This window comes from Acidovorax sp. 100, from assembly GCF_003688355.1.
GTDB classification, from domain to species: Bacteria; Pseudomonadota; Gammaproteobacteria; order Burkholderiales; family Burkholderiaceae_C; genus Acidovorax; species Acidovorax delafieldii.
Genome location: NZ_REFD01000001.1, coordinates 1,024,979 through 1,038,893 on the forward strand (window position 1 = coordinate 1,024,979; position 13,915 = coordinate 1,038,893).

Genomic DNA, 13,915 nt, shown 5'->3' on the forward strand with positions numbered 1-13,915 from the left:
GCTTGTGGACCTTTAACCGAAGGTTTTTCTTTTACGACGAATTTTTGAAGATTTTTGTTCGTCTTCGTCATATTTTTCAGTGCGAATAAAGAAGCCTGTTTTGCCCGGAAGAAAGAAAAATCTACTTATGTACACCTCATTTCTAGAAGACTCATCGAGCGCGCCGCCTGGCGTCCCCGCAGCTCGCAACGGGGCAGAGATCCTGCTCGACACGCTCGTAGCTTGCGGCATCAAAATCATCTTCGGTTATCCCGGCGGTGCGGCGTTACCGCTGTACGATGCGCTGCACGGCCAACCAGCGATCCGCCACATCCTGGTGCGCCACGAGCAGGCGGCCGTACATGCAGCGGAAGGATATGCACGCAGCACCGGCAACGTCGGTGTAGTGCTCGTTACGTCCGGTCCCGGCGTGGGCAACACCATCACCGGTTTACTCGATGCCCTGAGTGATTCGGTACCAGTGTTGTGCATTAGCGGCCAGGTGGCCAGTACGGTAATTGGCACCAACGCGTTCCAAGAGAGCGATGCGATGGGTATGTCGCGCCCGGTTACAAAGTGGAACTATCAACCACGCTCGCCAGACGACATCGCTGACGCTGTGCAGCGCGCATTGCAGATCGCTACCAGTGGACGGCCGGGGCCAGTGCTGCTGGACGTGCCCAAGGATGTGCAGCTGGCTCGTGTCGGAACACACGCGATGCCGTCGCGAAGGCCACGCACTGAGCGCAAGACGCGGGACGCGCCCAGCTTGCCACGCGGCAAGCTTCTGCGTGCCGCCGATCTGATCTCGACGGCGCGCCGACCGGTGTTCTACGGCGGTGGTGGGCTAGTCAATGCCGGGCCGGATGCTTGTGAAGCCTTCACGCAGTTGGTGCGCTTGACCGGCGGCCCTTGCACGCTGACCTTGATGGGCTTGGGGGCCTTCCCTGCGTCCGATCCGCAATTCGTCGGCATGCTCGGAATGCACGGGACGGTGGAAGCCAACCTGACCATGCACCAGGCTGACCTGGTGGTGAACGTCGGAGCGCGCTTCGACGACCGCGTCACCGGCAAGCTCAACGAGTTTTGCCCTCATGCGCGCAAGATCCACATCGACATCGACCCCAGCAGCATCAACAAGACCGTCAAGGTGGATGTGCCTATCGTGGGCGACTGCGGCGCGGTTCTCCAGGCCTTGTTGGCACTGTCCGAGCTGCAGGGCCTACCTGTTCAGCGACTGGCGCCTTGGTGGCAACGCATCGACCGCTGGCGTGCCGCGAACTGCTTGGACTTTACGCCGCGAGCAAGCACCATCTTGCCGCAGCAACTGATGGCCACGTTACAGGCGAAGCTGGAGGGCCGTGACGCGATCGTCTCGACCGACGTGGGTCAACATCAGATGTGGGCTGCACAATACCTACGCTTTGAGCGGCCGAGCCGATGGCTCACCTCCGGCGGAGCGGGCACCATGGGCTATGGCCTGCCGGCCGCCATAGGCGCGCAGATTGGCCATCCCGGTGCACTGTGTGTTTGCGTGAGCGGTGACGCTTCAGTGCTCATGAACATCCAGGAACTGTCCACCGCCATGCAGCATCGCGCGCCCGTGAAGCTAGTGTTGTCCAACAACGGTTACATGGGTATGGTGCGGCAATGGCAGGAATTGAACCACGGGAATCGCCTATCCCACAGTTGGAACGAGGCGCTGCCCGACTTCGTGGCGTTGGCAAAAGCTTTTGGCTGGGGTGCTCGCCGCGTTGGCGATCCGGACGAGTTGGCTAATGCATTGGACGAGTGCCTGGCATACGACGGTCCGTTTTTCCTGGACGTGCAGGTAGCTCCTCAGGAGAACTGCTTTCCAATGATTCCGGCAGGGGGAGGGCACCATCAGATGTTGCTGGGCAAGGAGCGATGGTACGAAGAACCAGCCTGAAAATCACTAACCCGCATTGCAACGGATGGGGGCTGAAGCGAGTCGCCGTCGCGATCACCCGAACACAGCGCGCAGATTGATGGCGCGCTGTTACCCGTCACTGAATTCAATTGCGCTTACCCAGCGCAGCCTCTCGGACACAACAGTCTACCTACTGTTTCAGTCCACTTGCCAACCAATGACACGCTACCGCGTGTGGAGACCATTGCATGAGTGCGCATACCGCATTGCGGCTGCATGTGCCAGAGCCCTCAGGGCGCCCTGGCTGTGTCACCGACTTTTCATATCTGCAGCTATCTGGCGCGGGCATTGTCCGCAAGCCGCCAGTCGACACCTCGCACTTTGACACCACCGATCTGGCTTATGCGCTGATCAGCGTGCTGGATCACGATGACCGCGCCGTAGGACCGTGGGCGCCCGAGATTGACAGCACTCGGCTACGCAAGGGCCTGCGAGCGATGATGAAAACGCGCATCTTCGACGCACGCATGACGATTGCGCAGCGCCAGCGCAAGACCTCTTTTTACATGCAGTGCTACGGCGAAGAGGCCATTGCCATCGCGCAAGCAGCAGCGCTGCAGCAGGGCGACATGTGCTTCCCCACCTACCGCCAACAAGGCCTGCTGTTGTCCCGCGACGACGTGTCAATGAGCGAACTGATCTGTCAGCTCATGAGCAATGAGGCCGACCCGATGAAAGGACGCCAATTGCCAGTCTTCTATTCGTACAAACGCGCCGGCTTTTTCAGTATTTCTGGCAACTTGGCCACGCAGTACCCTCAAGCGGTGGGATGGGCCATGGCGTCGGCTATCAAGGGCGACACGCGCATCGCTTCAGCATGGATCGGCGATGGCGCCACGGCGGAGTCTGACTTCCACACCGCACTCACGTTCGCGCAGGTCTATCGCGCACCAGTGATCTTGAATGTGGTCAACAACCAGTGGGCAATCTCCACCTTTCAGGCGATCGCTGGCGGCGAGTCGAGCACCTTTGCGGCGCGCGGCGTTGGCTGTGGAATTGCCTCGCTCCGCGTTGATGGAAACGACTTCCTTGCTGTGTTCGCGGCCTCGCAGTGGGCGGCCGAGCGCGCGCGCTCAAATCAAGGTCCGACGCTGATCGAATGGGTGACATACCGCGCCGGCGGACACTCCACATCTGACGATCCGTCCAAGTACCGGCCTGCCGACGACTGGGAGCGCTTCCCACTGGGAGACCCGATCGAGCGGCTCAAGCGTCATCTGATCGTGATGGGTGCCTGGTCAGACCAAGAGCACGTGGAGGTGCAGAGGGAACTGGAGGTCGAGGCCGCCGCCGCTCAGAAGGAAGCTGAGAGCCACGGTACGTTGTTGGACGGCCGTGTGCCAAGCGCCGCCACGATCTTCGACGGGGTCTACGAGTCCATGCCGGACCACCTGCGTCGGCAGCGCCAGGAACTAGGAGTTTAAACATGCTCACTGAAGTCAAACAGCCAGTCGTTGAAGCTGCAGAAGCAATCAGCAAGCCGATGACCATGATTCAGGCGCTGCGTTCTGCTATGGACGTCATGATGGGACGAGATTCCGACGTCGTTGTCTTCGGCCAGGACGTAGGCTACTTCGGAGGCGTGTTCCGCGTCACGGAGGGCCTGCAGGCCAAATACGGCAAGACCCGTTGCTTCGACACGCCCATTAGCGAGGGCGGCATCGTCGGCGTGGCAGTCGGTATGGGTGCCTACGGACTGCGCCCTGTTGTCGAGATCCAGTTCGCCGACTACTTCTACCCGGCTTCAGACCAAATTGTGTCCGAGGCTGCGCGGCTAAGGCACCGTTCGGTAGGCGACTTTACTTCTCCGATCACCATTCGCATGCCTTGTGGCGGCGGAATCTATGGCGGGCAAACGCACAGCCAAAGCCCTGAAGCGCTTTTCACCCATGTCTGCGGTCTACGCACTGTCATGCCCAGCAATCCCTACGATGCCAAGGGCCTGCTGATTTCCGCCATTGAGTGCAACGACCCCGTGATCTTCCTGGAGCCAAAGAGGTTGTACAACGGGCCGTTCGATGGTCACCACGATCGGCCCGTCGTACCCTGGTCCAAGCACGCCATGGGCAACGTGCCCGAGGGCTACTACACAGTACCACTGGAGTCGGCCGCCGTGTTTCGACCGGGCACCCAGTTGACCGTGCTGACCTACGGCACCATGACCTGGGTGGCTGAATGCGCGGCACGCGAGACCGGCATCGACGCTGAGATCATCGACCTGCGCTCGATATGGCCTCTGGACCTAGACACCATCCTTCATTCGGTCAAGAAGACCGGACGGTGTGTGGTCGTCCATGAGGCAACCAAAACCAGCGGTTTCGGCGCGGAATTGTCCGCCCTGGTGCAAGAGCACTGCTTCTATCAACTAGAGGCGCCCATCGAGCGCGTGGCGGGCTGGGATACCCCATACCCGCACGCCCAGGAATGGGCCTACTTCCCGGGACCCGACCGCGTCGGTGCAGCATTCAAACGCGCGATGGAGGCATGAGCATGGGACATTACGCCATCAAGATGCCAGACATTGGCGAAGGCATAGCGGAAGTGGAACTGGTGGAGTGGCGGGTAAAGCCCGGCGACACCGTAGCCGAGGACCAGATTCTGGCCGATGTGATGACCGACAAGGCGACGGTGGAGATTCCCTCGCCCGTTGCAGGCACGGTGCTGGAACTCGGTGGCAAACCAGGGGTCGTGATGGCCGTGGGCGCAGAGCTGATCCGACTGGAGGTAGTCGGTGCGGGTAACCTCTCGACCAAGGCAGAAAAGGTCTTGGCGATGGCTGCTGTGGCTACGCCAACGGAGAATTCGTCGGTAATCGCTCCGGCGCGCACGCCCGCTCCGACCCATGCCATCTCCGCGTCGGTACAGTCTCCGCCGAAAGCCGCGCCCAGGGCGGTGCAGGCACCGGGCGAGAAACCTGTCGGCTCGCCAGCCGTGCGTCAGCGCGCCTGGGATCTGGGCATTCAACTGCAGTTCGTGCACGGTAGCGGCCCGGCTGGCCGCATAACGCATGAAGACTTGGACGCTTACTTGGTCTCCGGCGGGCAGCCTCGGGCCGGGGCCGCAAGCAGTGGCTACGCGCAGCGCCACGGAGAAGAAGTCTTGCCGTTGATCGGCCTACGCCGCAAGATCGCGCAGAAAATGCAGGAGGCTAAGCGCCGCATCCCGCACTTCAGCTACGTGGAGGAGATCGACGTCACCGAGCTCGAGGCACTGCGCGAGCAACTGAACCAGCGCTTTAGCTCGGACCGCGGCAAGCTCACACTATTGCCGCTGCTGGCGCGCGCCGTCGTACTGGCGCTGCGCGACTTCCCTCAGATGAATGCACGCTTCGACGACGATGCAGGCGTGGTAACACGTTACCGCCCCGTGCATTTGGGAATCGCCACCCAGACCGACAACGGGCTGCTGGTGCCAGTGCTACGCCATGCCGAGGCGCTGAATCCCTGGGCATGCAGCGAGGAAATCGCACGTCTGGCTGAAGCTGGGCGTAGTGGTAAGGCCGGGCGTGACGAGCTATCAGGATCCACCATAACCATCAGCAGCCTCGGGCCCCTGGGCGGCCTGATGACCACGCCGGTTATCAACCATCCAGAGGTTGCCATCATCGGCGTGAACAAGTTCGTCGAACGCCCCGTGTTCCGTGACGGCGCCGTTGTGGGGCGCAAGCTGATGAATCTATCGTCGTCGTTCGATCATCGGGTGGTCGATGGAATGGACGCCGCTCAGTTCATTCAGGCGATCCGCAAGTTGCTTGAAACCCCTGCCATGCTGTTCGTGGAGTGACCATGCGAATTGAATCGAAGACAACCACCTTGCTCGTTATAGGTGGCGGCCCCGGAGGCTACGTTGCCGCCATTCGCGCTGCGCAACTTGGCGTAGCTACTACGCTGGTCGAAGGCGATACGCCGGGTGGGACCTGCCTGAACATCGGCTGTATTCCGTCCAAGGCGCTGATTCACGCGGCCGAGGCATACGACGCCGTGCGCCGTGCCGGTGAAGGCGCGTCGCCGCTGGGCATCCGCACCGAGACCGCGTCGATTGACTTGGCAATCACGCAAAGCTGGAAGCAGGGTGTGGTCACCAAACTCACGGTTGGTGTAGCCGCGCTGCTGCGCAAGGCCGGAGTGACTGTAATCCACGGCTGGGCACGCGTTGTAGACGGCAAGACCATCGATGTGGACGGCGAGCACCCCATTCGCGTGCATTGCGAGCACCTGTTGCTGGCTACGGGCTCTGAGCCTATTGAACTGCCACAGCTACCGTTTGGTGGCAACGTGGTGTCCTCCACCGGGGCATTGGCCCTGGTTGATGTGCCGCGTCAATTAGTCGTGGTTGGCGCCGGCTACATTGGCCTGGAACTAGGCATCGCCTGGCGCAAACTGGGCGCCGAGGTGAATATAGTCGACGTGGCCGATCGCGTTTTGCCAGGCTACGACGAAGATCTGGGAAAGCCGCTGCTAGCCTCGCTGAAGCGCCTTGGCATCTCGGTGCACCTGGGCAGCACGGCGGAGGGAATCTCGGCCAACGGCGCTGGCGTGCGCGTACGCAGCCGCAACGCTGATGAGTTCGTGTTGCCCGCCGACAAGGTGCTGGTCGCAGTAGGCCGTACGCCACGCACGGCCGAAATCGAGAGCTTGCAGTTGGACATGGCCGGTCGCGCCGTGAAGGTGGACGCTAGCTGCCGCACCTCAATGCGAAACGTCTGGGCAATTGGCGACCTGACTGGCGAGCCCATGTTGGCGCACCGAGCCATGGCGCAAGGTGAGGTTGTTGCTGAATGCGTTGCCGGGCACAGGCGTCGCTTCGCGCCTCTGGCTATCCCGGCGGTGTGCTTCACCGACCCGGAAGTCGTAGCGGTGGGCCTGACGATGGACGAGGCGACGCAGGCGGGTATTGAGGCCATCACGTCGCAATTTCCATTCGCGGCAAACGGGCGAGCACTAACCATGGAGGGTGGTGAAGGCTTCGTACGGGTGGTGGCGCGCAAGGACAATCATCTGGTTCTGGGCTGGCAGGCCGTAGGCCAGGGTGTTTCCGAACTGGCGGCGGCTTTCACCTACGCCATCGAAATGGGGGCGCGCCTAGAAGACGTGGGAGGTGTCATCCATGCGCACCCAACGCTGGGCGAGGCGGTCCAAGAGTCAGCACTTCGCGCACTGGGCCGCGCAATTCACCTTTGACGCGAACGCTCAAACCTACCAACCTAGGTCGGCATCCCGTCTCTGCCGGATATGCTAGTTCGCTGGTTCAGCACGTTGAAACCGCTAAGCCCCTCCCACGCGGAGGGTGTGCCAGCCCTATCGCCGTAGACCGCGCACACGGTGGCGTGAGATGCCGTGGTGGCTTACCTGAGCGGCATCGTTATGCTTCCCGCAGATGACGTTCTGGAAGTCGCGCGGCAATTCGCTATGCGATGTCTTACGGTTGGGCATTGTTCTCTGACTTCGCTGTCGAGGAATGGAGAATCTCACTACCCTAAACCAGATTGGCCAAAACCTGCTCACAAGGGGACTGGGGTACGCAAAAATCAGGAATCGGCGGTAAAACCAATCTTCTTTACGAGAGGGTGTTGATTTCCATGCGGCCGAAACCCACAGGGGGTTAGTGGGTAAATTCTGCGTGGAAATCAACACCGCGTTCGCATTCGTTATTTGGACCAGGCTTCTACGGGACCACATACTAGGATTCGCGAGACGCTCATGTCTATGCAGCAGGAGTGTGCGGCGATTGGGCGATGCGTTTCTATTTATGCCAAGGTTGCTGGTAACGAGGTGATCAGCTCGCCTGGGCCGGTGAAATCGCCCCAGCATCTTTCTAGAACTGGAACAAGAAAGCCGGGTTCTTTACAAGAATCTTCTCGCGAACTGCAGCGTTGGGTTCCCATGCCTCGAGCAGATTCAAAATGCCAACATCGTCAACCTTGAATGGTGTCGTGATATCGGTAGGCAATGATTCTTGCTTGCGCACACCAGGGTGAGGCCAATCTGAACCCCAAAGTATCCGGTTCTCGTTAGTGGCAATCATCGCTTGTGCGATGGGTTTCAAATCTGCATAAGCCGGACCTCCTAGCGAGACGCGGTAGGGAGCAGAGATTTTGACGTAAGCGATGTCGCTTTTAAGCAGCTCGAGGACCGTATCGAAACCTTTTTGTACCGTGCCTTCGCTCCCCCTAGCTCCGGCGAAGTGATCGAAAACTATAGGGACAGGGGACTCTACTAACTTGTTCTTGAGCGCGGCGATCAACGGCAACCCTGCAAAAATCTGCAAGTGCAGGCTCGTGCCCTTGAGTAATTTGAATAAATTCGCGAGTCTGGAAGCTGCAACGGCAGCATCTCGCACACCGCCTGCTTGAAGGTTTGCGCGTATCCCGACCACCCCGGCCGCTTGCAACTTCGAGAGGTCTTCAGCAGTGAAGTTTGGAGGGATGACTGCCACGCCGCGTGCGCGATGCGGGCCCAGCAGGCGTATTGCATGAAGCGTCGCTGCATTGTCGTTCTCGTATGCACTCGGAGTGACAATAACGACCCGGTCCATTCGCAGTGAGTCAAGGTGGTCTAGCAATTGCCCAGCGCTCGCCTGAGGCGGGGTCGAATTCCTGCCTGGGGAGAAGGGAAATCGAGCCACGTCTGGGTACACATGCACATGGCAGTCGCACGCACCTGCGGGAACATCAAATGCAATCTCCGATCTAGAAGCTGCGTCAAGCGCAGTATGCGCACTTGCCGTGCTAGATGAAAACGCCAGATGTGACCCCAGCGCAAGAAGCCCGAGGTCGACACTTCTTTGTACAAGAAAGCTTCGGCGTGAACTACTCTTAGGTTCAATTTTGCGAATTTTCATGGAAGAGCCTATCGAGTTGAAAAGTCGAATATGCGAATAGAGTGGCAATGGTTAAAGTCGCAGTAACATCATGGCTTGTTCCATCGAGCAACAAGTACCTTGCCAAGTGATGTTTCGAACCAAGGGCATGGCAAATGACCGTTTTCCGCTACCTCAACAAGCGATTGGCACCGCTTATCGCGGCTGCTTCCAAGATGGCACGGCAAGTACCCGCATCAATCCATCGTCAGCAATCTCCACTAACCGGTTGGCCGCGTAGCTGTTCTGCGAATCGGGTTCCAGCGCCGCGCTGATCAGCGGAGAAAGCGACTGTGCAAGCGAAACGTAGAAGGTTCCTGGAGGCACTACAGCACGACCAGGCCGAAGCTGCACGCGGAAGGCTCGAATAGGTTGGCCGTCCTCAATAGCGGCGCGAGCATCCTGCCTCTTCGCGTCGCTCAGCGACTCCACTTCGTAGCGCTCAACGGACCATGAGGAGGCGCTGTCGATTCTTTCAACTCGCACCCCGAGCATTTCCAGCCGTCTTGCTGCCTCTCCCTGGCTAGCGGCAAGCAGGTAGCCGCAAGGCCGGGGACGAGCATTGACGATCTTCAACGGCTCGGCAGCTCGCCAGTCAACTTCGACAGACTTGTCCTCGCCTGTCGTAGCGTCGATCAAGTCGAGTCGTTGCCTTGTTGGCGTCTGCCAAGCCTCAATCACAAGTTCACCCTTGCAGGCCGTGGCCTGCGCTCGTTGCTCGGCCTGCGCCGTGAGTCGCATCAGGGCAGGACCTTGTTGCGCGGCGGTTTCAATTACAGTGCTTGCGGCAAGCGCTTGCGTGTATACGCGTCGCGCGAAATGTGCCCTGCCGATCCCGACTCCACGCACCTCAAGCAGCAGACTCACAGTCTGACGCAGCCCGCTGACGTTACGACCGGTATCGGGTTGAACCCCCCCATCCAGACCGTGTGATCGCTCACATTGTTAGCGGGAGTGGTGTGGAATTTGTACCCTTGAAGGCCCGCCCGGGTGAATGCATCCTGTATGTTGTCGACATAGTCTTTCTGAGCACTGGCAGCAATATCCGGATCAAGGTTGCCCACGGTGGCCGGTTGCAGCAAGCCGTCGTATTTGACGACTGCATTGAACTTGTCGACCCATCGCGCTCCCACTGTAAATTCATGAAGGTCAAGCACTGCCTGCGGGCGATAGCGCAGCGTGGCCGCTGCGAGTGCCCTGGCTTCAGGCGTTCGCAGATGCAAATGATCACGGTTGATGTCGATACCGTTGGCAGTGAACCGCGCGAAGCGCTCTGCACCGTCAGGATTACCGCGTGGAACAAGTACAAGATTGACGCGCTTGAGCAATTCTCTACTGGGGCCGCTGGAAAACTGCTGCGCCAGCACTAGGACAGCTTCACCACCAGCCGGCTCATTGCCGTGCTGGTTGCCAATGATCATGACCGTGGGGCGTGAAGCTTCAAAGCGCCCTTGCTCCGACAACACTGCAGCGACAAGGTCTCGTCCTTGCTGCGACCTACCCAAGCTTTCGACACGCACATGTGGCGATTGACGCTCTAGTTCGCTCAAGAACGAAAGTACTTCCGCGTGTGAAGCAAAGTCAGTCCGTCCTTCACGAAATCCCGGCGTCGTGTAGCGCACCTGTGGATCTGGAAACCTTGCAGCGACGGGTGTGGGCTCAACCCAAACTTTGGCTGGGTCGAACTGGGCAAGCGAAGTGGCAGGCCCCATCAAGGCGAGACCAAGAAGAGCGATGGATGGTGCGTAATGAACAATTGACATTGTGAATTCCTCTAATCATTGAAAGCCAGTTTCTTTCTCGCAGAGCGCGCCTGCAGAAGAACGATCAACCTCGGGATTCGGTGAACGAGGTTGCCTAGAAGTCGTGGCGAACTCCAACGCCGAATGCGCGTACGCGTGCCGATGGGGATGACGAATTGACACCATCGTTGTCAAAGAACGTCTGCAACTGCGTGCGTTTCGAAAGTTGGTAGAGATATGCCAACTGCTGTCGCTTTCTCTCCGCAGCAACCGTTGTCTGGACGTCGCGTTGCATAACGTTCAAAACAACCGAGTGCGCTCCAGAGACGAACTGAACTCCGATTAGCCAGTAGTCCACAGCGCGTCGAGACGATTGCGTATTGTTGTACTTGTCTTGCCCTACCAACACATAGGGATTCAACATTCCGAGGTCGTATCTGGCCCCAACTTGCCATTTGGAGTCGAACTCGTTGGCTTTTAGCCCCCCACGGCGATAGTCGGCGCCATATCCGATAGCCAAGCGGAGCTCTTCACGACGATAGTTGAGGCCTAAGTCCAGAGACCGCGCTGTGTCCTCTGGCTCCGCCGCAGTCCCAGCTCCGCGCATGTAGAAGCGGGCTCGAGCATCCAGACCTTGGTATGTGGGTGTTTGATAGCCGATAGCATTGTTAACACGGTTTCTGGAGTTGAAGATGGAAGTACCGACCGCTGTCGCGCCAGCGTCATTCGCAGCGAAGGTGGTGATTCCAGCAACTTGCGAATAGAGAGGCGATCCTCCTGCAGCGGACGAGTCAAGGCGTCCCATCACGAGCGTCCCGAGTTCACGGGAAGCGAGGCCAACGTAGCTGTATCGGAATGCTGGAGTACTGAAGGCCCCAGTGTCCGACTCAAAGCCGATCTCCAGTCCAAATAGTGCCCGCAGGCCGTCGCCAAGATCCTCCGCACCTCGGAAACCAATTCGCGACGCGTTGTCGGTCATCGCGGTGGTTTTTGCACCGTTGGTTTTGTAGTGGTTAAGCGAAGTGCGCAGCTGGCCGTAGATTTGGTTCTGCGACTGCGCCATTGTCGAAGAAGCTCCTGCAAGTGCGCAGAGACACAAGGCGGAGTTAAAAGATTTTTTGAGCATTTGTTTTCCTAAAGGAGGCGGGGGCATCCGTTTTCACAGCGCCAATGAGTACTCACCGGTTCTGATGCGGGTCAACTTTTTCCCATCGAAATGGGCAGAGCCAGACGTTGAACAATGGCCCGTCCGGTCGCCGCGGTGCCCAGTGCACCGCCAACATCACGCGTGCACTCGCCAGCGACAATGGCTTCCGCAACTGCCTTCTCAATGGCGTTGGCGGCTTCTACGAAGCGTGTTTGACTGGTGCGCTGGCCGTGCCACGCAAGCAATTGGCCGGCGGATAGGATGAGCGAGAAGGGATTAGCGATGTCCTGGCCCGCAATGTCGGGTGCTGATCCGTGTTGTGCCTGGCCCATTGCATGGTTGTCCCCTGCGTTAAGCGAGCCACCTAGGCCAAGGCTGCCGGAGAGTTCCGCCGTCAGGTCTGACAGGATGTCGCCGAACATGTTTGTGGTGACGACCACATCGAAGCGTTCAGGCGCACGCACTACGTGCGCCATCATCGCGTCGACCAGAAAGTCGTCCACACGCACCTCAGGAAACTCGCTAGCTACTGCGCGGCAAATATCGATGAACATGCCATCTGCCACGCGCAGCACATTAGCCTTGTGCACGATGCTCACATGCTTGCCGCGCTCCATTGCAAGGACAAACGCCGAGCGTGCGATTCGCTCACAGCAAAGACGTGTGATCCGGCGCAGCGATACCACCACGTCCGGTGTGATCAGCATCTCGCTGCCGCCTGAGGCGATATTGCGGTCGGCGTAGAAGCCCTCAGTGTTCTCGCGAACGATCACGAGATCGAAGGAACCGAACTTGTTCTGCAATCCAGCGTAGGTGCGCGCAGGGCGAATATTTGCGTAGAGGTCCAGTTCTTTGCGGAAGAACTTGGATGGGTTGATTTCGCCTTTGCTTTCGTCCTTAAAGTCATAGGTAGCGGTGGGCCCGAGCATCAAGCCATCGGCCGCGCGGACCTTCTGCAGCAGAGATGGCGTGACAGTGGCGCCATGGCGCTTCAGGCTGGTATGGCCGGTGACGTCATGGTCCAGTTCAACGGGAAGTTCGAAACGATGGGCGACGGTCTGCAGCACATCGACTGCAACAGCCATTGTTTCAGGGCCAATACCATCCCCTGGAAGTACAACGATTTTCATAAAACTTTCGCGGATTTAGTTAGATCCGGGCACGCTCGCGCTTCAGCAGTCAAGCTGCCGATGCACACATGGAAGTGCCTACCTAGGGAAAGATCTAGAGATGACTAGAAAGCTATTCCGCCTTTAGTCCCATCTGCTTAACGAACGGAACCCACCTTTCGTACTCCTTGCGCACATAGCGGTCGGTGTCTGCGAGGCTTAGCCCGTCAATCGGGAACGTCCCCTGCTGCTCCAGCCGACTCCGAACGGAGGGGTCTTTGAGTGTCGCGGCGACGGCAGCATGCAACCTCTGCACCACCGCAGCAGGCGTTTTCGCAGGTGCGAACAGGCAGTTCCACGAATAGACGTCATAGTCTTTCAGTCCCGCTTCTGCGACCGTAGGAACCTGTGGCAGCACCGACATGCGAGTTGGCGAGACGGCAGCTAAGGCAACCAGCTTTCCATCCTTGAGATGATCCTGAATCACGGAAGGCGATGCGACCACGAACTGGACGTTGTTGGCTAGCAAGTCGGTCATCAGTTGGGACGTGCCCCTATACGGAATGTGCTGCGCTTGTGCCCCGATTTTTTGTAGTAACAGATGAAGGGCGACGTGCCCTGACGTTCCGTTCCCGGCAGAACCGAAGTTGTATTTCCCAGGGTTGGCCTTAAGCAACGCGATGAAGCTTTTGAGGTCCCTAACACCCAGTGCGGGGTGGACGACGATACAAAACGGCGCGGTTGCCATCATCCCAACTGCAACCAAGTCTTTGCGGGGATCGTGCCCCAAGTTGCTGTATAGGCCGGCGTTCAGCGCATACGTTGAGAGCGTGCCAGCCACCAGCGTGTAGCCATCTGGCGGACCGTTGGCGACCAAAGACGCACCAAGATTGCCGCCTACGCCTGGCCTGTTATCCACCACAAAATTTGCGCCTGGCATATGCTTGCGCATGCCCTCAGCCACGATGCGGGTCACGAGATCTGTCACGCCGCCTGCAGTGAAAGGAACGATCAGCTTTACAGGCTTCGTCGGCCAATCGCTCTGGGCAAAAGTGCTAAGCGAAGCTGTCGACAGCGAGGCGCATGCGACCGTGGAAAGAAATTGACGTCTTGAGTTCACGATAGATTC

Annotated in this window: 11 protein-coding genes; 5 read left to right on the forward strand and 6 right to left on the reverse strand. The window is 58.9% G+C overall.

Annotated features, from left to right (window positions below):
- The first annotated feature begins 127 nt into the window (after positions 1-127).
- The 5 genes from ilvB to lpdA all read left to right on the forward strand — a co-directional run bounded on the left by ilvB (position 128) and on the right by lpdA (position 7,110).
- Entirely contained in the window at positions 128-1,909 is a 1,782-nt protein-coding gene (gene ilvB, locus C8C96_RS04825) for a biosynthetic-type acetolactate synthase large subunit (protein ID WP_121941622.1), read from the forward strand.
- Between the two features lie 209 nt (positions 1,910-2,118).
- Positions 2,119-3,354, forward strand: coding sequence for a thiamine pyrophosphate-dependent enzyme (locus C8C96_RS04830; protein ID WP_121941623.1), 1,236 nt, complete (start codon positions 2,119-2,121; stop codon positions 3,352-3,354).
- A gap of 59 nt (positions 3,355-3,413) precedes the next feature.
- Positions 3,414-4,418 (forward strand): alpha-ketoacid dehydrogenase subunit beta, encoded by a 1,005-nt coding sequence (locus C8C96_RS04835; protein ID WP_121943879.1) that lies wholly within the window; start codon positions 3,414-3,416, stop codon positions 4,416-4,418.
- Positions 4,419-4,420: 2 nt separating this feature from the next.
- The gene (locus tag C8C96_RS04840; RefSeq protein ID WP_121943880.1) at positions 4,421-5,713 is read left to right on the forward strand and encodes a dihydrolipoamide acetyltransferase family protein; all 1,293 of its coding nucleotides are present in this window, start codon (positions 4,421-4,423) and stop codon (positions 5,711-5,713) included.
- A 2-nt stretch (positions 5,714-5,715) separates the two neighbouring features.
- Positions 5,716-7,110, forward strand: coding sequence for a dihydrolipoyl dehydrogenase (gene lpdA / locus C8C96_RS04845; RefSeq protein WP_121941624.1), 1,395 nt, complete (start codon positions 5,716-5,718; stop codon positions 7,108-7,110).
- 634 nt (positions 7,111-7,744) lie between these two features.
- Here lpdA and C8C96_RS04850 read toward each other — a convergent pair.
- The 6 genes from C8C96_RS04850 to C8C96_RS04875 all read right to left on the reverse strand — a co-directional run bounded on the left by C8C96_RS04850 (position 7,745) and on the right by C8C96_RS04875 (position 13,906).
- Positions 7,745-8,770: an amidohydrolase gene (locus C8C96_RS04850; RefSeq protein ID WP_121941625.1), complete on the reverse strand. Its 1,026-nt coding sequence runs from the start codon at positions 8,768-8,770 to the stop codon at positions 7,745-7,747.
- Between the two features lie 174 nt (positions 8,771-8,944).
- Positions 8,945-9,529: a hypothetical protein gene (locus tag C8C96_RS04855; protein ID WP_121941626.1), complete on the reverse strand. Its 585-nt coding sequence runs from the start codon at positions 9,527-9,529 to the stop codon at positions 8,945-8,947.
- A 122-nt stretch (positions 9,530-9,651) separates the two neighbouring features.
- Positions 9,652-10,551 (reverse strand): M14 family zinc carboxypeptidase, encoded by a 900-nt coding sequence (locus tag C8C96_RS04860; protein ID WP_121941627.1) that lies wholly within the window; start codon positions 10,549-10,551, stop codon positions 9,652-9,654.
- Positions 10,552-10,645: 94 nt separating this feature from the next.
- Complete coding sequence (locus C8C96_RS04865; RefSeq protein ID WP_121941628.1) at positions 10,646-11,656, reverse strand: porin; 1,011 nt, start codon at positions 11,654-11,656, stop codon at positions 10,646-10,648.
- Positions 11,657-11,727: 71 nt separating this feature from the next.
- Entirely contained in the window at positions 11,728-12,807 is a 1,080-nt protein-coding gene (locus tag C8C96_RS04870) for an isocitrate/isopropylmalate dehydrogenase family protein (protein ID WP_121941629.1), read from the reverse strand.
- 112 nt (positions 12,808-12,919) lie between these two features.
- Positions 12,920-13,906 (reverse strand): tripartite tricarboxylate transporter substrate binding protein, encoded by a 987-nt coding sequence (locus C8C96_RS04875; RefSeq protein WP_147455646.1) that lies wholly within the window; start codon positions 13,904-13,906, stop codon positions 12,920-12,922.
- Positions 13,907-13,915: the final 9 nt, after the last annotated feature.

Excerpts from the sequence above, each read along its gene's own strand:
- ilvB (WP_121941622.1), top strand. The coding sequence starts at position 128 with ATGTACACCTCATTTCTAGAAGACTCATCGAGCGCGCCGCCTGGCGTC.
- C8C96_RS04830 (WP_121941623.1), top strand. The coding sequence starts at position 2,119 with ATGAGTGCGCATACCGCATTGCGGCTGCATGTGCCAGAGCCCTCAGGG.
- C8C96_RS04835 (WP_121943879.1), top strand. The coding sequence starts at position 3,414 with ATGACCATGATTCAGGCGCTGCGTTCTGCTATGGACGTCATGATGGGA.
- C8C96_RS04840 (WP_121943880.1), top strand. The coding sequence starts at position 4,421 with ATGGGACATTACGCCATCAAGATGCCAGACATTGGCGAAGGCATAGCG.
- lpdA (WP_121941624.1), top strand. The coding sequence starts at position 5,716 with ATGCGAATTGAATCGAAGACAACCACCTTGCTCGTTATAGGTGGCGGC.
- C8C96_RS04850 (WP_121941625.1), bottom strand. The coding sequence starts at position 8,770 with ATGAAAATTCGCAAAATTGAACCTAAGAGTAGTTCACGCCGAAGCTTT.
- C8C96_RS04855 (WP_121941626.1), bottom strand. The coding sequence starts at position 9,529 with ATGCGACTCACGGCGCAGGCCGAGCAACGAGCGCAGGCCACGGCCTGC.
- C8C96_RS04860 (WP_121941627.1), bottom strand. The coding sequence starts at position 10,551 with ATGTCAATTGTTCATTACGCACCATCCATCGCTCTTCTTGGTCTCGCC.
- C8C96_RS04865 (WP_121941628.1), bottom strand. The coding sequence starts at position 11,656 with ATGCTCAAAAAATCTTTTAACTCCGCCTTGTGTCTCTGCGCACTTGCA.
- C8C96_RS04870 (WP_121941629.1), bottom strand. The coding sequence starts at position 12,807 with ATGAAAATCGTTGTACTTCCAGGGGATGGTATTGGCCCTGAAACAATG.